A 20,076-nucleotide genomic window follows, 5' to 3' on the forward strand; every position below is an offset into this window, starting at 1 on the left:
GCCGCCATGACCACGGACCTGCGCCTGCTCAACGACTGGCAGCACGGCTTCCCGCTGTGCCGCGATCCCTTCGGTGTGCTCGCAGCGCAGACCGGACTGGACCGGGAAGAGGTGCTGGCGCAGTTGCAGGCCGCGCAGGACGATGGCCGCATCAGCCGCATCGGCGGCGTGTTCGCCCACGGCAGCGGTGGTGATGCGGTGCTGGCCGCGATGGCCGTGGCGCCGCACCGCATCGAGGCCGTGGCCGCCGCCGTCTCGGCCCATCCGGGCGTGAACCACAACTACCTGCGCGAGCACCACCACAACCTCTGGTTCGTGATGACCGGCGCCGACCGGCACGCCGTCGAGATGGGCGTGAGCGGGCTGGAGCACGCCACCGGGCTGCCCGCCCTGCGGCTGCGCATGGTCCGGCCCTACCGCATCGACCTGGGCTTCGATCTGGGCGGCGACACCGCGCACCAGCCCATGCGCGCCACCGCCGCCGTGGCCTCACTCGCGCCGTTGCCCTCCAGCCAGTGGCCGCTCGCGCGCCGCGTCGAGGCCGGGCTGCCGCTGGTGGAGCGCCCCTATGCCCAGTGGGCCGACGAACTCGGTGGCGACGAGGACGGTGTGACCGAGCGCATCGGGCAGTGGCTGGCTGAGGGCCGGCTCAAGCGCTTCGGTGTCGTGGTGCGCCACCACGAACTGGGTTTTTCAGCCAACGCCATGACGGTGTTCGACGTGCCCGACGAGCGCGTGGACGCCTGCGGCCAGGCGCTGGCCGAACAGGCGGGCGTGACCCTGGCTTACCGCCGCACGCGCGCCGAGGGCTGGCCCTACAACCTCTACGCGATGGTGCACGGCACGAACCGCGAGGCGGTCATGGCCGTGATCGAGCGTGTGACCCACGCCGCCGGTCTGGCGAGCCATCCGCGCGAGGTGCTGTTCTCCACCCGCCGCTTCAAGCAGACCGGCGCACGCCGCTTCCGCGGCTGGAGCGTCGCGCCCGCCGCAGCCCCTTTGCCGGAGGTGCCCCATGGCTTCGCCCGATGACCTGCGCCTGATCGACCGCCTGCACGGAGGCTTTCCGCTCTGCGACCGGCCCTTTGCCGAGGTCGCCGCCACACTGGGCTGCACCGAGGACATGCTGATCGACCGTCTGCAGCGCCTGCTGGCGCACGGCGACCTCACGCGCTTCGGTCCGCTGTTCCAGATCGAACGCGCCGGTGGCCGCTTCGTGCTGGCCGCGATGGCCGTGCCCGAGCAACGCTTCGAGACCGTGGCCGCGCAGCTGGGTGCCATGCCCGAGATCGCCCACAACTACCGCCGCGAGTCGGCCCACCCCGACCAGCCCGGCGCCACGCCGCTGAACATGTGGTTCGTGATCGCGGTCGAACACGCCGACCAGGTGGACCGCGTGACCCAGGACATCGAGGCCATGACCGGCCTGCCGGTCTATGCCTTCCCCAAAGAGCGCGAGTTCTTCGTCGAACTGCGCCTGCCCCTGCTGCCCGGAGGCCACCATGTCCCTGGATGAACTGGACCGCCGCATCATCCGCGCTACCCAGTCGGGCCTGCCGCTGGTGCCCCGCCCCTACGAGGCCGTGGGCGCGGCGCTGGGCATCAGCGGCGAACAGGTGCGCGAGCGCCTGCAGGCCATGCTGGACGAAGGCCTGGTCCGCCGCATTGGCGCCGTTCCCAACCACTACCGCCTGGGCTTCACCGCCAATGGCATGAGCGTGTGGGACGTGGCCGACGAACGCGTCGACGAACTGGGCGAGCGCGTGGGCCAGCTGCCCTTCGTGAGCCACTGCTACCGCCGCCCGCGCCGCGCACCCGTCTGGAACTACAACCTGTTCGCCATGCTGCACGGCCGCTCGCGCGACGAGGTCGAGGCCCAGGCGCAGCAGGTCGCGGCCCTGCTCGGCGACGCCTGCCGCGCACACGACATCCTCTATTCCACCGCCATCCTCAAGAAGACGGGATTGCGGATTTCCGAAAGCTGAGAACCATGTTCCGCATCAGCCAGTACATGCGCGAACTCGCGCAAGCACAACAGACCGGGCAGTGGCCCGCCGCCAGCCGCCGCGGGTTGGGCACACCGCCCGGACCCGTCGTGATCTGGAACCTCATCAGGCGCTGCAACCTCACCTGCAAACACTGCTACGCACTCTCGGCCGACCACGACTACACGGGTGAGCTGAGTGGCGACGAGGTGGCCACGGTGATGGACGACCTCAAGGCCTTCCGTGTGCCGGTGCTCATCCTCTCGGGCGGCGAGCCGCTGATGCGGCCGGACCTCTTCGAGATCGCCGAGCGCGCCAAACGCATGGGCTTCTACACCGGCCTGTCCACCAACGGCACGCTGATCGACGCGCCCATGGCCGACCGCATCGCCGCGCAGGGTTTCGACTACGTGGGCATCAGCCTGGACGGCCTGCGCGAAACACACGACAAGTTCCGCCGGCTCGAAGGGGCCTTCGACCGCAGCCTGGCGGCGGTGCGCCTGCTGCGCGAGCGCGGCGTCAAGGTCGGCCTGCGCTACACCATGACCGCGATGAACGCGCACGACTTCGCGCCACTGCTCGACCTGATGCGCGCCGAGCGGGTCAACAAGTTCTATTTCTCGCACCTGAACTACGCCGGCCGCGGCAACATCCACCGCGGCAAGGACGCGCAGTTCCAGTCCACCCGCGACGCGCTGGACCGGCTGTACGACCGCGCCTGGCAGGCCGCGCGCGACGGGCTGGACGAGGAGTACGTGACCGGCAACAACGACGCCGACGGCCCCTACCTGCTGCAGTGGGTGGCGCAGCGCTTCCCGCGCTGGACCGAGGCCCTGCGCGAACGCCTGGTGGCCTGGGGCGGCAACGCCAGCGGCGTGAACGTCGCCAACATCGACAACCTCGGCGAGGTCCACCCCGACACCATGTGGTGGCACCACGCCCTGGGCAATGTGCGCCAGCGGCCGTTCTCGCAGATCTGGATGGACACGTCCGACCCGCTGATGGCCGGGCTCAAGGCCAGCCCGCGCCCGGTGGAAGGGCGCTGCGCGAAATGCCAACACTTCGCCATCTGCGGCGGCAACACCCGCACGCGGGCGCAGCAGCTGACCGGCAACGCCTGGGCCGAGGACCCGGGCTGCTACCTGAGCGACGAAGAGATCGGTCTGCCCGCCGGTGACGCCACGGCGTCCACCCGCCGCACGACCATCCTGATGAAGGAGGTGGATCATGTCTGAACCCGCGAACCGCTGGACCGAACGCCTGGCCAACACCGCACGCGCCGCGCTGGTGCTGGGCCTGTGCTGGATGGGCGTGGACATGGCCGGCGCGCAGACCATCGACGCCAAGGCCCTGTACCAGCAGAACTGCGCCGCCTGCCATGGCGAGCAGCGCACCGGCGCCATGGGCCCGGCCCTGCTGCCCGAAAGTCTGGAGCGCCTGCGCCCGGCCGAGGCGCTGAAGGTCATCCAGCAGGGACGCCCCGCGACGCAGATGCCGGGCTTTGCCCAGCAGCTCAGCGCCGAAGAGATCAACGCGCTGGCGACCCACATCCGCACCCCGGTGCTGCCCGCCCCGCGCTGGACCGAGGCCGACATCCGTGCCTCCCGCACCTTCAATGAAGCGCCCAAGGGCGAGCCGGCGAAGCCGCTGTGGTCCGCCGACCCGATGAACCTGTTCGTGGTCGTCGAAGGGGGTGATCACCACATCAGCCTGCTCGACGGCGACAAGTTCGAAGTCATCACCCGCTTTGCCAGCCGCTTCGCGCTGCACGGCGGCCCCAAGTTCACGCCCGATGGGCGCTACGTGTTCTTCGGCTCGCGCGACGGCTGGATCACCAAGTACGACCTCTGGCGCCTGCGCGTGGTGGCCGAGGTGCGCGCCGGCCTGAACATGCGCAACGTGGCGGTGAGCGGCGACGGCCAATGGGTCATGGCCGCCAACTACCTGCCGCACAGCGTGGTGCTGTTCGACGCCGACCTGAACCTCCGGCAGACCTACGCCGCCGCCACGCTGGACGGCAAGGCCACTTCGCGCGTGTCGGCCGTGTACGACGCCACGCCGCGCAACAGCTTCGTGGTGGCGCTCAAGGACATCCCCGAGCTCTGGGAGATCTCCTACGACCCGAAGGCCGCGCCGATCTACGACGGCCTGGTGCACGACTACAAGATGGGCGAGGCGATCGCCAAACCCGGCTTCCTGGGTGTGCGCCGCACGCCGCTGGAGGAGCCGCTGGACGACTTCTTCTTCGACCAGAGCTACCGCCATGTGCTGGGGGCCACACGGCCGAAGGACGTCTCCACATCCGGGCCGAAAACCGGCGACGGCGCGGCCACCGCGCAGGTGGTCAACCTCGACGTGCGCCGCAAGATCGCCGACCTGCCCATCGCCGGCATGCCGCACCTGGGCTCGGGCATCACCTTTGCGTGGAACGGCAGCACCGTGCTGGCCTCTCCGAATTTGAAAGGCGGCGCCATCGACGTGATCGACATGAAGACCTGGAAGCCGGTCGCCACCATCCCCACGCCCGGTCCGGGTTTTTTCATGCGCAGCCACGAGAACAGCCGCTATGCTTGGACCGACTCGATGATGAGCCCGACCGCCAAGGACACCATGACCCTCATCGACAAGACCACGCTGCAGCCCGTGGCCACGGTGAAGGAGCCCGGCAAGACCCTGGCCCACATCGAGTTCACCAAGGACGGCAAGTACGCACTGGCCAGCGTCTGGGAAATGGACGGCGCGCTGATCGTCTACGACGCCGCCACCTTCAAGGAAGTCAAGCGCCTGCCCATGAGCAAGCCGGTGGGCAAGTACAACGTATGGAACAAGATCACGCGCTCCGAGGGCACCTCGCATTGACGTCGGCGGTTCATCATGAGCCGCGCCTGGCCGGCGACGGTGTGGTCTGGTTGCTGGTGCTGGCCGAGCTGCTGACCTTCGGTCTGCTCTTCGTCTCGTTCGCAGTCACCCGCCACCTGCAACCCGAGGTGTTCGGCCCCGGCCAGGCCGCATTGAGCCTGCACACCGGGGCCCTCAACACCCTGCTGCTGGTGGCGGCCAGCTGGGCCGCCGTGCGCGCGGTGCGCTGCTTTGAAGCGGACCAGGGCCGGGCGGGCGCGCACTGGCTGCTCGCCGCGCTGGCCGGCGCCATTGGTTTCCTCGTCGTCAAAACCCACGAGTTCGCGGGCAAGGTGCAGCAAGGGTTCGACTGGGCCACCGATTCGTTCACGCTGCTCTACACCCTGCTCACCGGCTTCCACTACCTGCACGTGCTGGTGGGTGCCATCGTGTTCGCCGTGCTCTGGTTCAAGGCCCGTGCCGGCGCCTACGGGCGTGCCAACCACATGGCGCCGGCCTCGGGTGCGGTGTTCTGGCACATGGTCGACCTGCTGTGGATGGTGCTGTTCCCGCTGGTCTACGTCATCCGCTGAAGGCTGTGAAGAACATGCGATTGAACAAAGCCGACACCATCTTCGCGCTGCTCGCGCTCGCCACCTTGGCCAGCTGGTGGCTGGGCGAGGGCGCTGCCGTCAGCGGCCAGCACCTGGGCACGGTGGCGACACTCGCCGTGCTTGCGCTCTCGGCGCTCAAGGGCGCGCTGATCGCGCTGGACTACATGGAACTGCGCCAGGCGCCCGCGCTGTGGCGCCGCGCGGTGATGGGCTGGCTGGTGGTGGTGCTGGGGCTGATCGTGCTGTTCAGCGTGGGGCTGCGCGGCTGATCAGCGCCCCCGCCGCACCGCCCGCACCATCACCGCCCCGAACAGCACAAACGCCAGCGCGTGGCCCGCGCCTGCCGCCGCCAGTCCATCCGCCCAGCCCGTGACCGATGCCCCCACCCGCAGCGCCAGGCTCACCCCCAGCACCGCCAGCGGCAGCAGCGCCCAGCGCGTGGGTTCGGGCCGCCAGCCGGCCAGGGCCGGCAGCATGATGGGGGCGTGGCCGAAGACCATGGCCATGACGAAACCCAGCCAGAGCGCGTGCCAGGCGACGGTCTGGCCCATCAGCCCCAGCACCGACCCCGTCGCCAGCCAGACGTAGCCGACCACAAGGCAGATCGCAGTGTGGCCGGCCCAGCCTTTGGCGCGCCACTGGCGCGTGGCCACGTCCCAGCGCAGCAGCCAGGCGGCCAGCAGGGCCATGGTGGTCCACCACAGCACCGTGGCCACACCGGGTTGCCACAGCGCCAGCAGCACCGCGGCCACTGCACCGGCCCAGACCAGCAGGAAGGCTTTCGAGGCCCACCCGGGCAGCTTCACCAGCCGCGTCAGTTCGCGCCGTTCGCCGGCGATGGTCAGCACCAGGAAGGCGCTCCAGCCGATGCGGGCGGCGTCCATCTGGCCCATCGCGAAGGCGGCGTTGGCCACCAGCAGGGCCAGCGCACCCGAGGCCTCCACCGCCAGCGGCAGCGACATGGCGCGGTTCGATCCGGCCCAGGCGTAGAGCCACACCAGCCCGGCGGCCGAGGCCACCCACAGCACGCCCGCAGCGGTCCATTGGCCCACGCCCCAGGCCAGCCAGCCGCCCAGGGCCGCCAGCACCGGCACCCACAGGCCGCGCCGCAGCGCGACCACGCGTTCGAGCGCGATCAGGGCGCCGAAGAAGCCGGCCATCATCACCGCGCCGTGGGCCGTGATGGCGTGGGCGCCGGTGGGGCCGAAGCCCTGCGCGGGCAGGCTGCCCAGGCGCACCAGGCCGCCACCCACGGCGCCCAGCAGATTGAGGATGGCCATGACAGCCGCCAGGCCGACGGCCCAGCGGGGCAGGGGCGGCGGTTCGGCCGGGCGCGCCGGGCGGGGTGGCCTGGGGGGCGGGTTCACCATCCGAAGCGCGCCCGCAGCGCCGGCGCCAGCCGCTCGGGCGACCACTCGGTGTCCCAGTCCATCTGCACGTCCACCGTGGTGCCGGGCGGGCAGACACGCTGCACGGCGGTCAGGGCGTCGTCCACCATCACATCGGCCATGGGGCAGGTGGCGCTGGTGGGAATGAGCGTGACGGCGACCGAGGCGCCGTCGATGCGCACCTCACCGACCACACCCAGGTCCACCAGGTTCTCGCCCATTTCGGGGTCGTCCACGGTGGCCAGGGCGGCCATGACGGCGCTGTGCAGGTCGGCGCCCGGTGCGTTCGTATCGGTCTTTGTGTCCATGGAACCTCACTGTGAACGGGCCTTGTGACCCCATCCTTGAACCAGTTCAAGGACGATACCCGAGCAAAACAGGAGGATACGCGCCATCAACCAGTGATGGAGGGCTTCCATGAGCCAGACGCAAAGCGGGTTTACCAAACAGACCGCCCGCAACATGTTCTACGGTGGCAGCGTGTTTTTCGCGCTGCTTTTCGCGGTGATCGTGTTCGACACCGAGAAACGCATCCCCGAGCGCTCCAACGCGCAGGCGATCACACCCGCCGTCGTGGCGGGCAAGAAGATCTGGGAGACGCGCAACTGCATCGGCTGCCACACGCTGCTGGGCGAGGGCGCCTACTTCGCCCCCGAACTGGGCAACGTCTACAAGCGCCGTGGTGGCGATTTCATCAAGGGCTGGATGAAGGCCATGCCCACGGGGGCGCCGCACCGCCGCCAGATGCCGCAGTTCGACCTGAACGAGCAGCAGCTCAACGATCTGGTCGAGTTCCTCAAGTGGACCGGCGAGATCAACACCGAGAAGTGGCCGCCCAACATCGAAGGCTGACCGGAGAAGCACCATGACCATCGCAACACTCAAGTACCAGAGCCAGTCGGTCTCCAGGAACTACTTCATCGCCGCCATGGTGCTGTTCGCCGGACAGGTGATCTTCGGCATCACCCTCGGCCTGCAGTACGTGATCGGGGATCTTTTCTTCCCCTACATCCCCTTCAACGTGGCCCGCATGGTCCACACCAACCTGCTCATCGTGTGGCTGCTGTTCGGCTTCATGGGCGCGGCCTACTACATGGTGCCGGAGGAATCCGAAACCGAGCTGTATTCGCCCTTGCTGGCGAAGATCCTGTTCTGGGTCTTCCTGGCGGCCGGAGCGCTGACCATCGTCGGCTACCTCACGCTGCCCTACGCCAAGCTGGCCGAACTCACCGGCAACCAGTTGCTGGAGACCATGGGCCGCGAGTTCCTGGAACAGCCGCTGCCGACCAAGATCGGCATCGTGATCGTGGCGCTGGCCTTCCTGTTCAACATCACCATGACCGTGCTCAAGGGCCGCAAGACCGCCATCACGGTGGTGCTGCTGATGGGCCTGTGGGGCCTGGCGATCTTCTTCCTGTTCAGCTTCGTCAACCCGCACAACCTGGTGCGCGACAAGATGTACTGGTGGTTCGTCGTCCACCTCTGGGTGGAAGGCGTGTGGGAGCTGATCCTGGGCGCGCTGCTGGCCTATGTGCTGGTCAAGACCACCGGTGTGGACCGTGAGGTGATCGACAAGTGGCTGTACGTGATCATCGCCTTCGCGCTGATGACCGGCATCCTGGGAACGGGCCACCACTTCTTCTTCATCGGCCTGCCCGGCTACTGGCAGTGGATCGGCTCGATCTTCTCGGCCATGGAACCCATTCCGTTCTTCATGATGACGGTGTTCGCCTTCAACATGGTGCAGCGCCGCCGCCGCGAACACCCGAACCAGGCCGCCGTGCTGTGGGCCGTGGGGACCTCGGTCATGGGCTTCCTGGGCGCCGGCCTGTGGGGCTTCATCCACACGCTCAGCCCGGTCAACTACTACACCCACGGCTCGCAGATCACCGCCGCCCACGGTCACCTGGCCTTCTACGGTGCCTATGTGCTGTTGGTCATCACGCTGATCAGCTACGCCATGCCCACGCTGCGCGGCCGCATCGCCAACAGCCAGAAGGCCCAGTCCGCCGAGATGTGGAGCTTCTGGGTCATGACCATCGGCATGTCCGTGATGGTGCTGGCCCTGACCGGCGCCGGCATCCTCCAGGTCTGGCTGCAGCGCATGCCCACCGAAGGCGCCATGGGCTTCATGGCCACGCAGGACCAGCTGGCCTTCTTCTACTGGACCCGCGTCGCCGGGGGTGTGATCTTCCTGCTCGGCCAGTTGCTGTACTTCGCCAGCTTCTTCATCGGTGGCGAGCCGGTGCGCGCCGACACCGTGAAGACCAGCGCAGGTGGTGGCGTGCTCGGTGCCCGTCCCGCACAACGCGCCTGATGGAACGAGGACACGGTCATGGACCACAGTGAACAGCAGCATCTGGTGAATGCCCCGTTCTACGCCGAACAGGCCGGCGAGGTCGCGCTCTTCGAGCACGCCTTCCGCCAGCGCCTGCCGGTGCTGATCAAGGGCCCCACCGGCTGCGGCAAGACCCGCTTCGTGGAGCACATGGCCGCGCGCCTGGGCCGGCCACTCATCACCGTGAGCTGCCACGACGACCTGAGCGCGGCCGACCTGGTCGGCCGCCACCTGATCGGCGAGCAGGGCACGGTCTGGGCCGACGGCCCGCTGGCCCGCGCGGTGCGCAGCGGCGCCATCTGCTACCTCGACGAGGTGGTGGAAGCCCGCAAGGACACCACCGTGGTGCTGCACCCGCTGGCCGACGACCGCCGCGTGCTACCCATCGAACGCACCGGCGAACAACTGGTGGCGCCACCGGGCTTCATGCTGGTGGTCAGCTACAACCCCGGCTACCAGAACCTGCTCAAGAGCCTCAAGCCCAGCACGCGCCAGCGCTTCGTGGCGCTGACCTTCGGCTACCCCGCGCCCGACGTGGAGCGCGGCATCGTGGTGGCCGAGGCGGGTGTCGAACCCGCGCTGGCCGAACGCCTGGTGACGCTGGCGCAGGCCTTGCGCCGCCTGACCGACCACGACCTCGAAGAAACCGTGAGCACGCGCCTGCTGGTGATGGCGGCGCGCCTGGTCGCCAGCGGCCTGCCGCTGCACGTGGCCTGCCGCTCGGCCATCGTCGACGCGCTGACCGACGACTTCGAGACCGCCGCCGCGCTCGACGAGGTGGTGGTCGCCATCCTCGGAACCCGCACCTGAATTCCGTTTGCAGCGGCGGCGCTGCGCCTTCCTCCTCGTTTGCCACACAAACATGCAGCGCCGCCGCCTCTTCTTCCAGCTCGGCTTCTTCGCCCTGTTCCTGCTGGCCCCCGCACTGAACCTGCTGCGCTTCGACCTGCACGAGGCCCAGCTCTGGGTCTTGGGCCAGCGCTGGAGTCTGGGCATCGACGCCTTCCGCGCCGGCGAGATCAGCGCCAACCAGGCCGCCATCCAGATCTTCGTCAGGGCCTTCCTGCCCGCCATCGTGCTGATCGTCGCCTTCCTGGGCGTGGCCTGGAAGTACGGCCGCCTCTACTGCGGCTGGCTCTGCCCGCACTTCACGCTGGTGGAAACGCTCAACACCGCGCTGCACCGCGCCTGCGGCAAGCTCAGCATCTGGGACAAACACCGCACCCGGCGCGCAGGCGTCCAGCCCTCGGCCCGCTGGTGGCCGGTGTTCTTCACGCTCTGCGCCGTGTTCGGCTTCCTCTGGGCCATCACGCTGCTGACCTACCTGCTGCCACCGGCCGAAATCTGGGGTGGTCTGTTCAGCGGCACGCTCACGCCCAACCAGGCGCGTTTCCTGGGCGCGGGCTCGCTCATCTTCACGCTGGAATTCGCCTTCGCCCGCCACCTGTTCTGCCGCTTCGGCTGCGCGGTGGGCCTGTTCCAGAGCCTGGTCTGGATGGCCAACCCCAAGGGCATGGTGGTGGCGTTTGACCGCGACAACGCCCGCGACTGCCGCACCTGCACCACCGCCACCTACCCGCAGGGTTCGGCCTGCGACAACGGCTGCCCCATGCGCCTGCACCCGCGCAACATCAAACGCATGATGTTCTCGTGCGTGCAATGCGGCCAGTGCCTGGATTCGTGTGAAGAAACGCGGACCGCTCAAAAGAGCGAGCCGCTGCTGGAATGGAAGGTCGGCGCCGACGCGGTGCGCGAAACATTGCGCCAACGCAAGGCTGAGCGCGAAGCGGCCGCCGTCCTCGAAAGGAACGTCTGATGGAAGAGTGGGTCGGCAAACAGTGGGACCGCTTCATCCGCCGCGCGGCCCACCGCCAGCACGATGCGGCCGCGGTCACCCTCGGCGACATGCAGCGCACGCTGCACCTGATGTTCCGCGCCGCAGGCGGCGCACCGGCGGTGCGGGTGGCGCCCGCGGCCGAGACCCGCGTGGGCGGCGCCCGCGACTGGCTGCAGCGCGTGGCCGGCACCGGCACCCACGCGGCCACCGGCCGGCTGGAACCCGAGGCGCTGTCGCTGCCGCCGGTGATCGCCGTGCACGCCGACCCGGCGCTCAACCGCGCGCTCTACCTGTGGCTGGCCGCGCTGGCCGCCCACATCGAACCCACCGGCGACTGGATCGCCGACAACCGGCACGCCACGCAGCGTGCGCTGGCCACCTTCCCCGGTCTGGCCGAACGCCACACCCAGCTGCTGGCTGCCGAAACCGCACTGCGGCCAGCCCCCTCGCGCCTGCGCGGCCGAGCCGCCGAGGCCGAGCGCCGGGTGCAGCAGGCGCTGGCCGGGCAGGACGATGAACCCGTGGGCGGTCATCCGGTCGGCGATGTTCGGCCCGACGAGGTGGCGCCGGTCTGGCTCTGGCTGGACACCACGGCCGCAGCCGCCGCCGCGCCGGTAGCGCGCGACCAGGAACCCGAGGCATCGGGCGCCGAGCGCCCAGCCACCACCCAGGACGCGCGCCGCCGCCGTGCGCAGACGGTGGCCGACGAACGCGACAAGGCGCCGCTGATGATGTTCTTCCGCGCCGAATCCATCCTGTCCTGGGGCGAGTTCGTCAAGGTCAACCGCGCCAGCGACGATGACGACGACGGCAACGCGCTGGCCGCGGCCAACGATATGGATGTGCTGGCCATCGCGCCCGACGGACAGACCACGGCCTCGCGCGTGAAGTTCGACCTCGACCTGCCCAGCGCCGCCGCCGACGACCGGCCGCTGGGCCCTGGCATCCGTCTGCCCGAGTGGGACTGGCGCCGCGGGCAGCTGATCGAAGACCACTGTGCGCTGCAGACCCTGGTGACGGCCGAGCCACCGGTTTTTTCGCCACCGCCGGCCCTGAAGGTCACGGCCCGCCGCGTGCGCCGGCGCATGGAGGTGCTGCGCGGTGGCATGGGCCGCCTGCACGCCCAGCCCGAAGGCGACGAGCTCGACCTGGACGCCTGGGTGCGCCACGCCGTGGAAGCGGCGGCCGCCCCGCGCAGCGAGTCGCCCGCGGTCTTCAGCCGCCGGGTGCGCAGCGAGCGCAGCCTGGCCACGCTGCTGCTGGCCGACCTCTCCCTGTCCACGGACGCCTACGCCACGCAGACCGCGCGTGTGATCGATGTGATCCGCGACGCGCTCTATGTGTTCGGCGAGGCGCTCTCCGCCAGCGGCGACCCGTTCGAGATGCTGGGCTTTTCTTCGGTGCGGCGGCAGAACGTGCGCATCCACCAGCTCAAGGGCTTCGATGAGGCCTGGGGGTCACGGCCCCGCGACCGCGTGGGGGCCATCAAGCCCGGCTACTACACCCGCATGGGCGCGGCCATCCGCCACGCCACCGCGCGGCTGGCCGAGAGGCCCGAACGCCAGCGCCTGCTGCTGTTGCTGACCGACGGCAAGCCCAACGACCTGGACGTGTACGAAGGCCGCTACGGCCTGGAGGACACGCGCCACGCGGTGCAGGCCGCGCGCACGGCCGGTCTGCTGCCGTTCTGCATCACCATCGACGAGACCGCCCACGACTACCTGCCCGCGCTGTTTGGCGACCAGGGCTACGCGCTGGTGCGGCGTCCGCAGGAACTGGTCAACAAGCTCTCGGCGGTGCACCAGCGCTTCATGGCCCGTGCCGCCTGAGGTCATGCCCGGTACCGGGCACGGTTCGCGGCTACAGTCGGTGGCTCCACCGATCCGACCGCCTGTTCCCATGGACCTGTCCCGCTTCGACCTGCCGCGCTACCTCTCGATGCTGCCCCTGTTCCAGGAGATGCAGGCTCCCGAGCTGCAGCGCCTGGCCCAGGGCAGCCAGTTGCGCGAGTTCGCGCGTGGCGCCGACATCTTCCGCATCGGCGACCCCTGCGACGAGTTCCACGTCACCGTGGCGGGCCAGGTCAAGCTGTTCGCCATCTCGCCGGCCGGGCAGGAAAAAATCATCGAGCTCGTCGGGCCGGGCAACAGCTTCGCCGAGGCGCTGATGTTCATGCAGCGGCCCTACATCATCAACGCCCAGGCCCTGACCGACACCCTGCTGCTGAGCGTGTCGCGCGCGGCGGTGATGCACGAGATCCAGGGCGACGCGCAGTTCTGCATGCGCATGCTCGCGGGCCTCTCGCGCCGCCTGCACGGCCTGGTCAACGACGTGCAGGCCTATTCGCTGCACAGCGGTGTCGAGCGCGTGATCGGCTACCTGATGCGCGACCTGCCCGAAGAGGGCGGCGAGGCCGCGGCCAGCGTGCTGCTGCCTGTGAGCAAGGCCTCCATCGCCTCGCGCCTGTCGATGACGCCGGAGTACTTCTCCAAGGTACTGCGCGAACTGGAAGACCAGGGCCTGATCGAGGTCGACAAGCGCGAGATCCGGTTGCTGGACACCCAGCGCTTGAGCCGCTACCCCTTGCAGTGAAGGTGGCCCGTACACTCGCCGCCCTATGTTGATTCTCGGATTCGAGTCTTCCTGCGACGAAACCGGTGTCGCCCTGGTCGACGCCAGTGGCGACGCCACGCCGCGCCTGCTGGGTCACGCGCTGCACAGCCAGATCGAGATGCACCAGGCCTACGGCGGCGTGGTGCCCGAGCTGGCCAGCCGCGATCACATCCGCCGCGTGCTGCCGCTGACCGACGCGGTCATGGCCCAGGCCGGACTGCCGCTGTCGGCGGTGGACGCCATCGCCCACACAAGAGGACCCGGTCTGGCCGGCGCGCTGCTGGTGGGCTCGGGCGTGGCCTGCGCCCTGGGCATGGCCCTGGGCAAGCCGGTGATCGGCGTGCACCACCTCGAAGGCCACCTGCTGTCGCCCTTCCTGAGCGCAGACCCGCCGCAGTTTCCCTTCGTCGCGCTGCTGGTTTCCGGCGGGCACACCCAGCTGATGCGGGTGGACGGGGTGGGGCGCTACGAACTGCTGGGCGAGACCATCGACGACGCCGCCGGCGAGGCGTTTGACAAGTCGGCCAAGCTGCTGGGTCTGGGCTACCCGGGCGGGCCGGCGCTGTCGAAGCTGGCCCAGCAGGGCGACCCGGCGGCCTACAAGCTGCCACGGCCGCTGCTGCACAGCGGCGATCTGGACTTCTCCTTTGCCGGCCTCAAGACGGCGGTGCTCACACAGGTCAAGCGCCTGGCCCAGGCGCACCCGGATGGCCCGGCCACCAGCCACCTGGCCGACCCGCTGACGGCGCAGCAGAAGGCCGACGTGGCCGCCAGCGCGCAGGCCGCCATCGTGGACGTGCTGGTGAAGAAGTCGCTCGCGGCGCTCGACCAGACCGGCCTGCAGCGCCTCGTGGTCGCTGGTGGCGTGGGCGCCAACAGCCGGCTGCGCGAGCAGCTCAACGCCGCCTGCGCCCGGCGCAAGGTCCGCGTGCACTACCCCGAGCTGCACCTGTGCACCGACAACGGCGCCATGATCGCCCTGGCCGCAGGCCTGCGCGTGCAGGCCGGTCTGGCGGATCTGGCGCCGGGTGGCTACCACTTCGACGTGCGCCCACGCTGGCCACTGGCCGAGTTGTCGGCCGACACCGCCGTCTGATCCTTCCGCCCGAACCCGCGCCATACCCGGGTGGGGTAGCCTCTGTAATTATGAATTAGACTGCGATCAATCTGTCGCGTAGGTGACTCCTTGCGGCGGTGAACCACGGAGCCCACCAATATGCAATTCACTGAACACTTCTCGCGCCGCGGCGCCCTGGCCGCCCTGTTCGCGGCGTCCCTGTCATGCACCAGCGCCTGGGCGCAGCCTGCGGCCGAGCCCATCCGCATCGGCATGATCGAAGGCCTCTCGGGCCCGGTGGGCAACGCCGGCGAGGCGGTGTACCGCAACCTGGTCTGGGCCACCGAGCGCGTCAATGCGCGCGGCGGCGTGAAGCTGCCGGCCTCGCAAGGGGGCAGCCGGCCTCTGGAGGTGGTTCGCTTCGACAGCAAGGGCCAGACCGAAGAGGCGCTCTCGGGCCTGCGCTCGGCCGTCGACAAAGGCATCACCATCGTCGCGCAGGGCAATTCGTCGGCCGCAGCGGCCGGTCTGATCGACGCCATCAACAAGCACAACGAGCGCGACACCGCGCGCCAGGTGGTGTTCCTCAACTACTCGGCGGTCGACCCGCTGCTGACCAACGCCAAGTGCAGCTACTGGCACTTCCGCTTCGATGCCCACGCCGACATGCGCATGGGCGCGCTGATGAGCGTGCTCAGGGAAGACAAGGCGCTGAAAGGCATCTACCTGATCGGCCAGGACTATTCCTTCGGCCAGGCGGTGCTCGCCGAGGCGCGCCAACAACTGGCGGCCCAGCGGCCGGACGTGAAGATCGTCGGCGACGAGCTGCACCCCATGGCCCGCATCAAGGACTTCGCGCCCTACGCCGCCAAGATCAAGGCCAGCGGCGCGCAGGCCGTGCTCACCGGCAACTGGGGCAACGACCTGACCCTGCTGGTCAAGGCCGCCCGCGAGGTCGGTTTCGAAGGCAGCTTCTACACCTTCTACGGCAACGCACTGGGCGCCCCGGCGGCCATGGGCGACGCCGGCATCGGCAAGGTGGTGGCCGTGGCCGACTGGTTTCCCAATGTGCCCACGCGCGAGTCCGAAGCGTTCTACCAGTCGTTCCGCCAGCGTTTTCCCAGCCCGGCCGACGACTACGTGCACATGCGCATGCAGCTGATGATCGAAGCGCTGGCGCAGGCCATTGAGAAGGCCGGCTCGGTGAAGGCGGCCGACATCGCTGCCCAGCTGGAGAAGGCCCAGGTCACGCTGGCGGGCCAGACCGCCCGCATGCGCGCGGCCGACCACCAGTTCCAGCAGCCGCTGGCCGTGGCCGTGATGGACGGCCAAGGCGCGCCGGGTGTGAAGTTCGATGTCGAGGGCTCGGGCTACGGCTTCCGCGTCATCCGCCAGCTCACGCCCCAGCAGGCCGAGATGCCGCACAGCTGTAACATGGCACGTCCCTGATTGATTGGAGCGTTCATGCGGCCGGTGGTGGAGAGTCTGGAAGAGTCGCGCATTCGCGAAGTGGCCAATGCGGGCATGGGCCTGGATGGCGTGCTCAAGTTCTGGTTTGGCGAGAGCGACGAGGTCACGCCCGACTTCATCCGCGAGGCGGCGATTGCCTCGCTGAACGTGGGCGAAACCTTCTACGCCCGCAACCTCGGCCTGCCCGAACTGCGCCACGCCATCGCCGGTTACACCCACACCCTGCACCCGCAACTGGCCACCGACCACTGGTTCGACCGCATCGCCGTCACCTCGGGCGGCGTCAATGGCCTGATGCTCGCGTCCCAGGCGCTGGTGGAGGCGGGCGACGAGGTGGTGGTGGTCACGCCGGCCTGGCCCAACCTTGTGGCGCAGCCGCAGATCATGGGCGCCCGGGTGCGCACCGTGCCGCTGACGGTGGCCGCCGATGGCGCCTGGGTGATGGATCTGGACGCCCTCCTGGCGTCGGTGACACCGGCCACGAAGCTGTTGATCCTCAACGCGCCCAACAACCCGACCGGCTGGACGCTGACCCGCGACGAGCAGGCCGCGATCCTGGCGCATTGCCGCCGCACCGGCACCTGGGTCTTGGCCGACGAGGTCTACGAACGCCTGTACTTCGCCAGCGACACGGCCAACGGTGCGGCGCCGAGCTTCCTGGACGTGGCCGAGCCCGATGACCGGCTGATCGTCGCCCACAGCTTTTCCAAGAGCTTCCTGATGACCGGCTGGCGCCTGGGCTGGCTGCTGCTGCCCAAGGCGCTGACGCACCCGGTCGGCAAGCTGATCGAATTCAACACCTCCTGTGCCCCCGTGTTCGTGCAGCGCGCCGCCACGGTGGCGCTGCAGCGCGGTGACGAGGTGACACCCGGGTTGGTGAAGCATCTCCAACGCTGCCGGGACACCCTGGTGCCCCTGCTGCGCGAGATCCCGGGCGTGCAGCTGGCCGAGCCCAAGGGCGGCATGTACGCCTTTTTCCGCCTCGAAGGCCAGGACGACTGTCTCGCCACCGCCAAGCGCCTGGTGCGGGAGGCGGGGCTGGGGCTGGCCCCGGGCAGTGCCTTCGGGCCGGAAGCCGCGGGCTGGCTTCGCTGGTGTTTTGCCAGCCGCGACCCGCAGCGCCTGGCCCAGGGCGCCGAGCGCCTGCGCCATTGGCTGCGCACTGCAGCCTGACCCACTGGTCTATAATGCGCGGTTGTCGCCCGATCCGGGTGGCATCTTCACGCCCGTTGTGGCGGCCGGGTTTCTCCAGGGAAAGGTCGGCTGGCTGCGGCGGGTCGCACGTAACCAGACTGGAATCACCATGATCGAAAAAACCGTCAAGGCCGCTGTGGTGGCCGACAACGCCCGTGCTGCCAACGACACCGGCAGCCCCGAAGTGCAGGTCGCCATCCTGACCGCACGCATCAACGAACTGACCCCCCACTTCAAGCAGCACGCCAAGGACCACCACGGTCGCCGCGGTCTGCTGCGCATGGTCAGCCGCCGTCGCAAGCTGCTGGACTACCTCAAGTCCAAGGATGCCGACCGCTACATTGCCTTGATCGCCAAGCTGGGTCTGCGCAAGTAATCTTGAGCTTGCCGTGACACGCGAAAACGCCTGAGTTGGCTCGCCGGCTCGGGCGTTTTTCACTTTGATTTTTCAGAAAATTTTCGGATAAGGGGACGAGCAGAGCGAAGCTGTGTCATTCCAAGGGGCCTGCAACGGCGCAGGCCCGCTGGAATGGCATCGTGTTCTGCAGGTTTCCGGCTCCGGGCCGCGGGCGGCGCCACAGACGCCCATCCAACAGGAGAGACACATGACCATGTTCAACAAAGTCACCAAGACCTTCCAGTGGGGCCAGCACACGGTCCGGATGGAAACCGGCGAAATCGCCCGCCAGTCCAGCGGCGCCGTGCTGCTCGACATGGAAGGCACCGTGGTGCTGGCCACCGTCGTGGCCAAGAAGGACGCCAAGGCTGGCCAGGACTTTTTCCCTCTGACCGTCGACTACCTCGAAAAGTCCTACGCCGCCGGCAAGATTCCGGGCAGCTTCTTCAAGCGCGAAGGCCGCCCTTCCGAGTTTGAAACCCTGACCAGCCGTCTGATCGACCGCCCGATCCGCCCGCTGTTCCCGGACGGTTTCTTCAACGAAGTCCAGGTGGTCATCCACACCGTGTCGCTGAACCCGGAAGTGGACGCCGACATCGCCGCCATGATCGCCACCTCGGCGGCCCTGTCGATTTCCGGCATCCCGTTCAACGGCCCGATCGGTGCTGCGCGCGTGGGCTACATCAACGGCCAGTACGTGCTGAACCCCGGCCAGACCGAGCGCCAGAACAGCCAGATGGATCTGGTGGTGGCCGGCACCGAGGCCGCCGTGCTGATGGTCGAGTCCGAAGCCGAGCAACTGTCCGAAGAAATCATGCTGGGCGCCGTGGTGTTCGGCCACGAGCAGGGCAACATCGCCATCGCCGCCATCAACGAGCTGGTGCGCGACGCCGGTAAGCCCGAGTGGGACTGGCAGCCGCCGGCCAAGAACGAGCCGCTGATCGCCAAAGTCGAAGCCCTGGGCAAGACCAAGCTCGAAGCCGCTTACCAGATCCGCAACAAGCAGGCCCGCACCCAGGCCTGCCGCGAGGCCTATGCCGCCGTGATGGACGGTCTGAAGGCCGAGGGCGTGGAGTTCGACAGCGTGGCCGTCGAAGGTCTGCTGTTCAACATAGAAGCCGCCATCGTGCGTGGCCAGATCCTGGCTGGCGAGCCGCGCATCGACGGCCGCGACACGCGCACCGTGCGCGCCATCGAGATCCGCAACAGCGTGCTGCCGCGCACCCACGGCTCGGCTCTGTTCACCCGCGGTGAAACCCAGGCTCTGGTGATCGCCACGCTGGGCACCGACCGCGACGCGCAGCGCATCGACGCACTGTCAGGCGACTTCGAAGACCGCTTCATGCTGCACTACAACATGCCTCCGTTCGCCACCGGCGAAACCGGTCGCGTGGGCAGCCCCAAGCGCCGCGAAATCGGCCACGGCCGCCTGGCCAAGCGCGCGCTGATTGCCGCGCTTCCGACCAAGGAAGACTTCCCCTACACCATCCGTGTGGTGTCCGAAATCACCGAGTCCAACGGTTCTTCGTCGATGGCCTCCGTCTGTGGCGGCTGCTTGGCGCTGATGGACGCCGGCGTGCCGATGAAGGCGCACGTGGCCGGCATCGCCATGGGCCTGATCAAAGAAGGCAACCGCTTCGCGGTGCTGACCGACATCCTGGGGGACGAGGACCACCTCGGCGACATGGACTTCAAGGTGGCCGGCACGACCAACGGCATCACCGCCCTGCAGATGGACATCAAGATCCAGGGCATCACCAAGGAAATCATGCAGGTCGCCCTGGCTCAGGCCAAGGAAGCACGCATGCACATCCTGGGCAAGATGCAGGAAGCCATGGGCGAAGCGAAGACGGAAATCTCCAACTTCGCGCCGCGCCTGTACACCATGAAGATCAACCCGGAGAAGATCCGCGACGTGATCGGCAAGGGCGGCGCCACCATCCGTGCGCTGACCGAAGAGACCGGTACCCAGATCGACATCGGCGAAGACGGCACGATCACCATCGCGTCCACCGACGGTGCCAAGGCCGAGGAGGCCAAGCGCCGCATCGCCGAGATCACGGCCGAAGTGGAAGTGGGCAAGGTCTATGAAGGCCCGATCACCAAGATCCTGGACTTCGGTGCTCTGGTCAACCTGCTGCCCGGCAAGGACGGCTTGCTGCACATCAGCCAGATCGCCCACGAGCGCGTCGAGAAGGTCACGGACTACCTCAAGGAAGGCCAGATCGTGAAGGTCAAGGTGCTCGAGACCGACGAGAAGGGCCGCGTCAAGCTGTCCATGAAGGCGCTGCTGGACCGCAATGGCGGCGGCGAGCAGGCCCAGCAACAGCAACAGTAAGTCGCTG

Annotated in this window: 20 protein-coding genes; 18 read left to right on the forward strand and 2 right to left on the reverse strand. The window is 68.6% G+C overall.

Annotation, left to right across the window (positions count from 1 at the left end):
* Positions 1-6 precede the first annotated feature (6 nt).
* The 7 genes from ahbB (HPF_RS07355) to HPF_RS07385 all read left to right on the forward strand — a co-directional run bounded on the left by ahbB (HPF_RS07355) (position 7) and on the right by HPF_RS07385 (position 5,706).
* Positions 7-1,032 (forward strand): siroheme decarboxylase subunit beta, encoded by a 1,026-nt coding sequence (gene ahbB / locus HPF_RS07355; RefSeq protein WP_165961664.1) that lies wholly within the window; start codon positions 7-9, stop codon positions 1,030-1,032.
* Positions 1,016-1,516, forward strand: a complete 501-nt coding sequence (locus HPF_RS07360) for an Lrp/AsnC family transcriptional regulator (protein WP_127806818.1) — start codon at positions 1,016-1,018, stop codon at positions 1,514-1,516. Before ahbB (HPF_RS07355) ends, HPF_RS07360 begins: the two co-directional genes overlap by 17 nt.
* Positions 1,503-1,985, forward strand: a complete 483-nt coding sequence (gene ahbB / locus HPF_RS07365; RefSeq protein ID WP_133156193.1) for a siroheme decarboxylase subunit beta — start codon at positions 1,503-1,505, stop codon at positions 1,983-1,985. The genes HPF_RS07360 and ahbB (HPF_RS07365) overlap by 14 nt, the downstream gene beginning before the upstream one ends.
* 5 nt (positions 1,986-1,990) lie before the next feature.
* Positions 1,991-3,220, forward strand: a complete 1,230-nt coding sequence (nirJ, locus tag HPF_RS07370) for a heme d1 biosynthesis radical SAM protein NirJ (protein WP_133156194.1) — start codon at positions 1,991-1,993, stop codon at positions 3,218-3,220.
* Between the two features lie 70 nt (positions 3,221-3,290).
* Positions 3,291-4,844 (forward strand): nitrite reductase, encoded by a 1,554-nt coding sequence (locus tag HPF_RS07375; protein ID WP_243721759.1) that lies wholly within the window; start codon positions 3,291-3,293, stop codon positions 4,842-4,844.
* Positions 4,841-5,416: a cytochrome c oxidase subunit 3 gene (locus HPF_RS07380; RefSeq protein ID WP_243721701.1), complete on the forward strand. Its 576-nt coding sequence runs from the start codon at positions 4,841-4,843 to the stop codon at positions 5,414-5,416. Before HPF_RS07375 ends, HPF_RS07380 begins: the two co-directional genes overlap by 4 nt.
* A 14-nt stretch (positions 5,417-5,430) precedes the next feature.
* Complete coding sequence (locus HPF_RS07385; protein ID WP_133156196.1) at positions 5,431-5,706, forward strand: cytochrome C oxidase subunit IV family protein; 276 nt, start codon at positions 5,431-5,433, stop codon at positions 5,704-5,706.
* Here HPF_RS07385 and HPF_RS07390 read toward each other — a convergent pair whose 3' ends face one another.
* Together HPF_RS07390 and HPF_RS07395 are read right to left on the reverse strand one after the other, a co-directional pair.
* Entirely contained in the window at positions 5,707-6,717 is a 1,011-nt protein-coding gene (locus HPF_RS07390) for a hypothetical protein (protein WP_133156197.1), read from the reverse strand.
* Positions 6,718-6,800: 83 nt separating this feature from the next.
* Entirely contained in the window at positions 6,801-7,133 is a 333-nt protein-coding gene (locus HPF_RS07395; protein WP_066150018.1) for a metal-sulfur cluster assembly factor, read from the reverse strand.
* A gap of 109 nt (positions 7,134-7,242) precedes the next feature.
* Here HPF_RS07395 and HPF_RS07400 point away from each other — a divergent pair, with 109 nt between their 5' ends.
* The 11 genes from HPF_RS07400 (at position 7,243) to pnp (ending at position 20,069) form a co-directional block, all read left to right on the forward strand.
* Entirely contained in the window at positions 7,243-7,677 is a 435-nt protein-coding gene (locus HPF_RS07400) for a c-type cytochrome (RefSeq protein ID WP_066150021.1), read from the forward strand.
* A 13-nt stretch (positions 7,678-7,690) separates the two neighbouring features.
* Positions 7,691-9,142, forward strand: a complete 1,452-nt coding sequence (locus tag HPF_RS07405; protein ID WP_133156198.1) for a cbb3-type cytochrome c oxidase subunit I — start codon at positions 7,691-7,693, stop codon at positions 9,140-9,142.
* Between the two features lie 18 nt (positions 9,143-9,160).
* Positions 9,161-9,973 carry a CbbQ/NirQ/NorQ/GpvN family protein gene (locus HPF_RS07410; protein ID WP_133156199.1) on the forward strand — a complete coding sequence of 271 codons (813 nt, stop codon included), beginning with the start codon at positions 9,161-9,163 and terminating at the stop codon, positions 9,971-9,973.
* Positions 9,974-10,025: 52 nt separating this feature from the next.
* A complete protein-coding gene (locus HPF_RS07415) occupies positions 10,026-10,979 on the forward strand; it encodes a 4Fe-4S binding protein (protein ID WP_079366941.1) in 954 nt (317 codons plus the stop codon).
* Complete coding sequence (locus HPF_RS07420) at positions 10,979-12,829, forward strand: nitric oxide reductase activation protein NorD (protein WP_133156200.1); 1,851 nt, start codon at positions 10,979-10,981, stop codon at positions 12,827-12,829. The genes HPF_RS07415 and HPF_RS07420 overlap by 1 nt, the downstream gene beginning before the upstream one ends.
* Positions 12,830-12,899: 70 nt before the next feature.
* Positions 12,900-13,592, forward strand: a complete 693-nt coding sequence (locus HPF_RS07425; protein ID WP_133156201.1) for a Crp/Fnr family transcriptional regulator — start codon at positions 12,900-12,902, stop codon at positions 13,590-13,592.
* Positions 13,593-13,617: 25 nt separating this feature from the next.
* Complete coding sequence (tsaD, locus tag HPF_RS07430; protein WP_066150040.1) at positions 13,618-14,709, forward strand: tRNA (adenosine(37)-N6)-threonylcarbamoyltransferase complex transferase subunit TsaD; 1,092 nt, start codon at positions 13,618-13,620, stop codon at positions 14,707-14,709.
* Between the two features lie 120 nt (positions 14,710-14,829).
* Positions 14,830-16,119 (forward strand): branched-chain amino acid ABC transporter substrate-binding protein, encoded by a 1,290-nt coding sequence (locus tag HPF_RS07435; RefSeq protein WP_133156202.1) that lies wholly within the window; start codon positions 14,830-14,832, stop codon positions 16,117-16,119.
* Between the two features lie 15 nt (positions 16,120-16,134).
* Positions 16,135-17,313 carry a pyridoxal phosphate-dependent aminotransferase gene (locus HPF_RS07440; RefSeq protein ID WP_133156203.1) on the forward strand — a complete coding sequence of 393 codons (1,179 nt, stop codon included), beginning with the start codon at positions 16,135-16,137 and terminating at the stop codon, positions 17,311-17,313.
* Positions 17,314-17,443: 130 nt separating this feature from the next.
* The gene (gene rpsO / locus HPF_RS07445; protein ID WP_066150048.1) at positions 17,444-17,710 is read left to right on the forward strand and encodes a 30S ribosomal protein S15; all 267 of its coding nucleotides are present in this window, start codon (positions 17,444-17,446) and stop codon (positions 17,708-17,710) included.
* 229 nt (positions 17,711-17,939) lie between these two features.
* Entirely contained in the window at positions 17,940-20,069 is a 2,130-nt protein-coding gene (gene pnp / locus HPF_RS07450) for a polyribonucleotide nucleotidyltransferase (protein ID WP_133156204.1), read from the forward strand.
* The last annotated feature ends 7 nt before the right edge of the window (positions 20,070-20,076 follow it).

It is taken from the genome of Hydrogenophaga pseudoflava (genome assembly GCF_004353865.1).
GTDB lineage: Bacteria > Pseudomonadota > Gammaproteobacteria > Burkholderiales > Burkholderiaceae_C > Hydrogenophaga > Hydrogenophaga pseudoflava.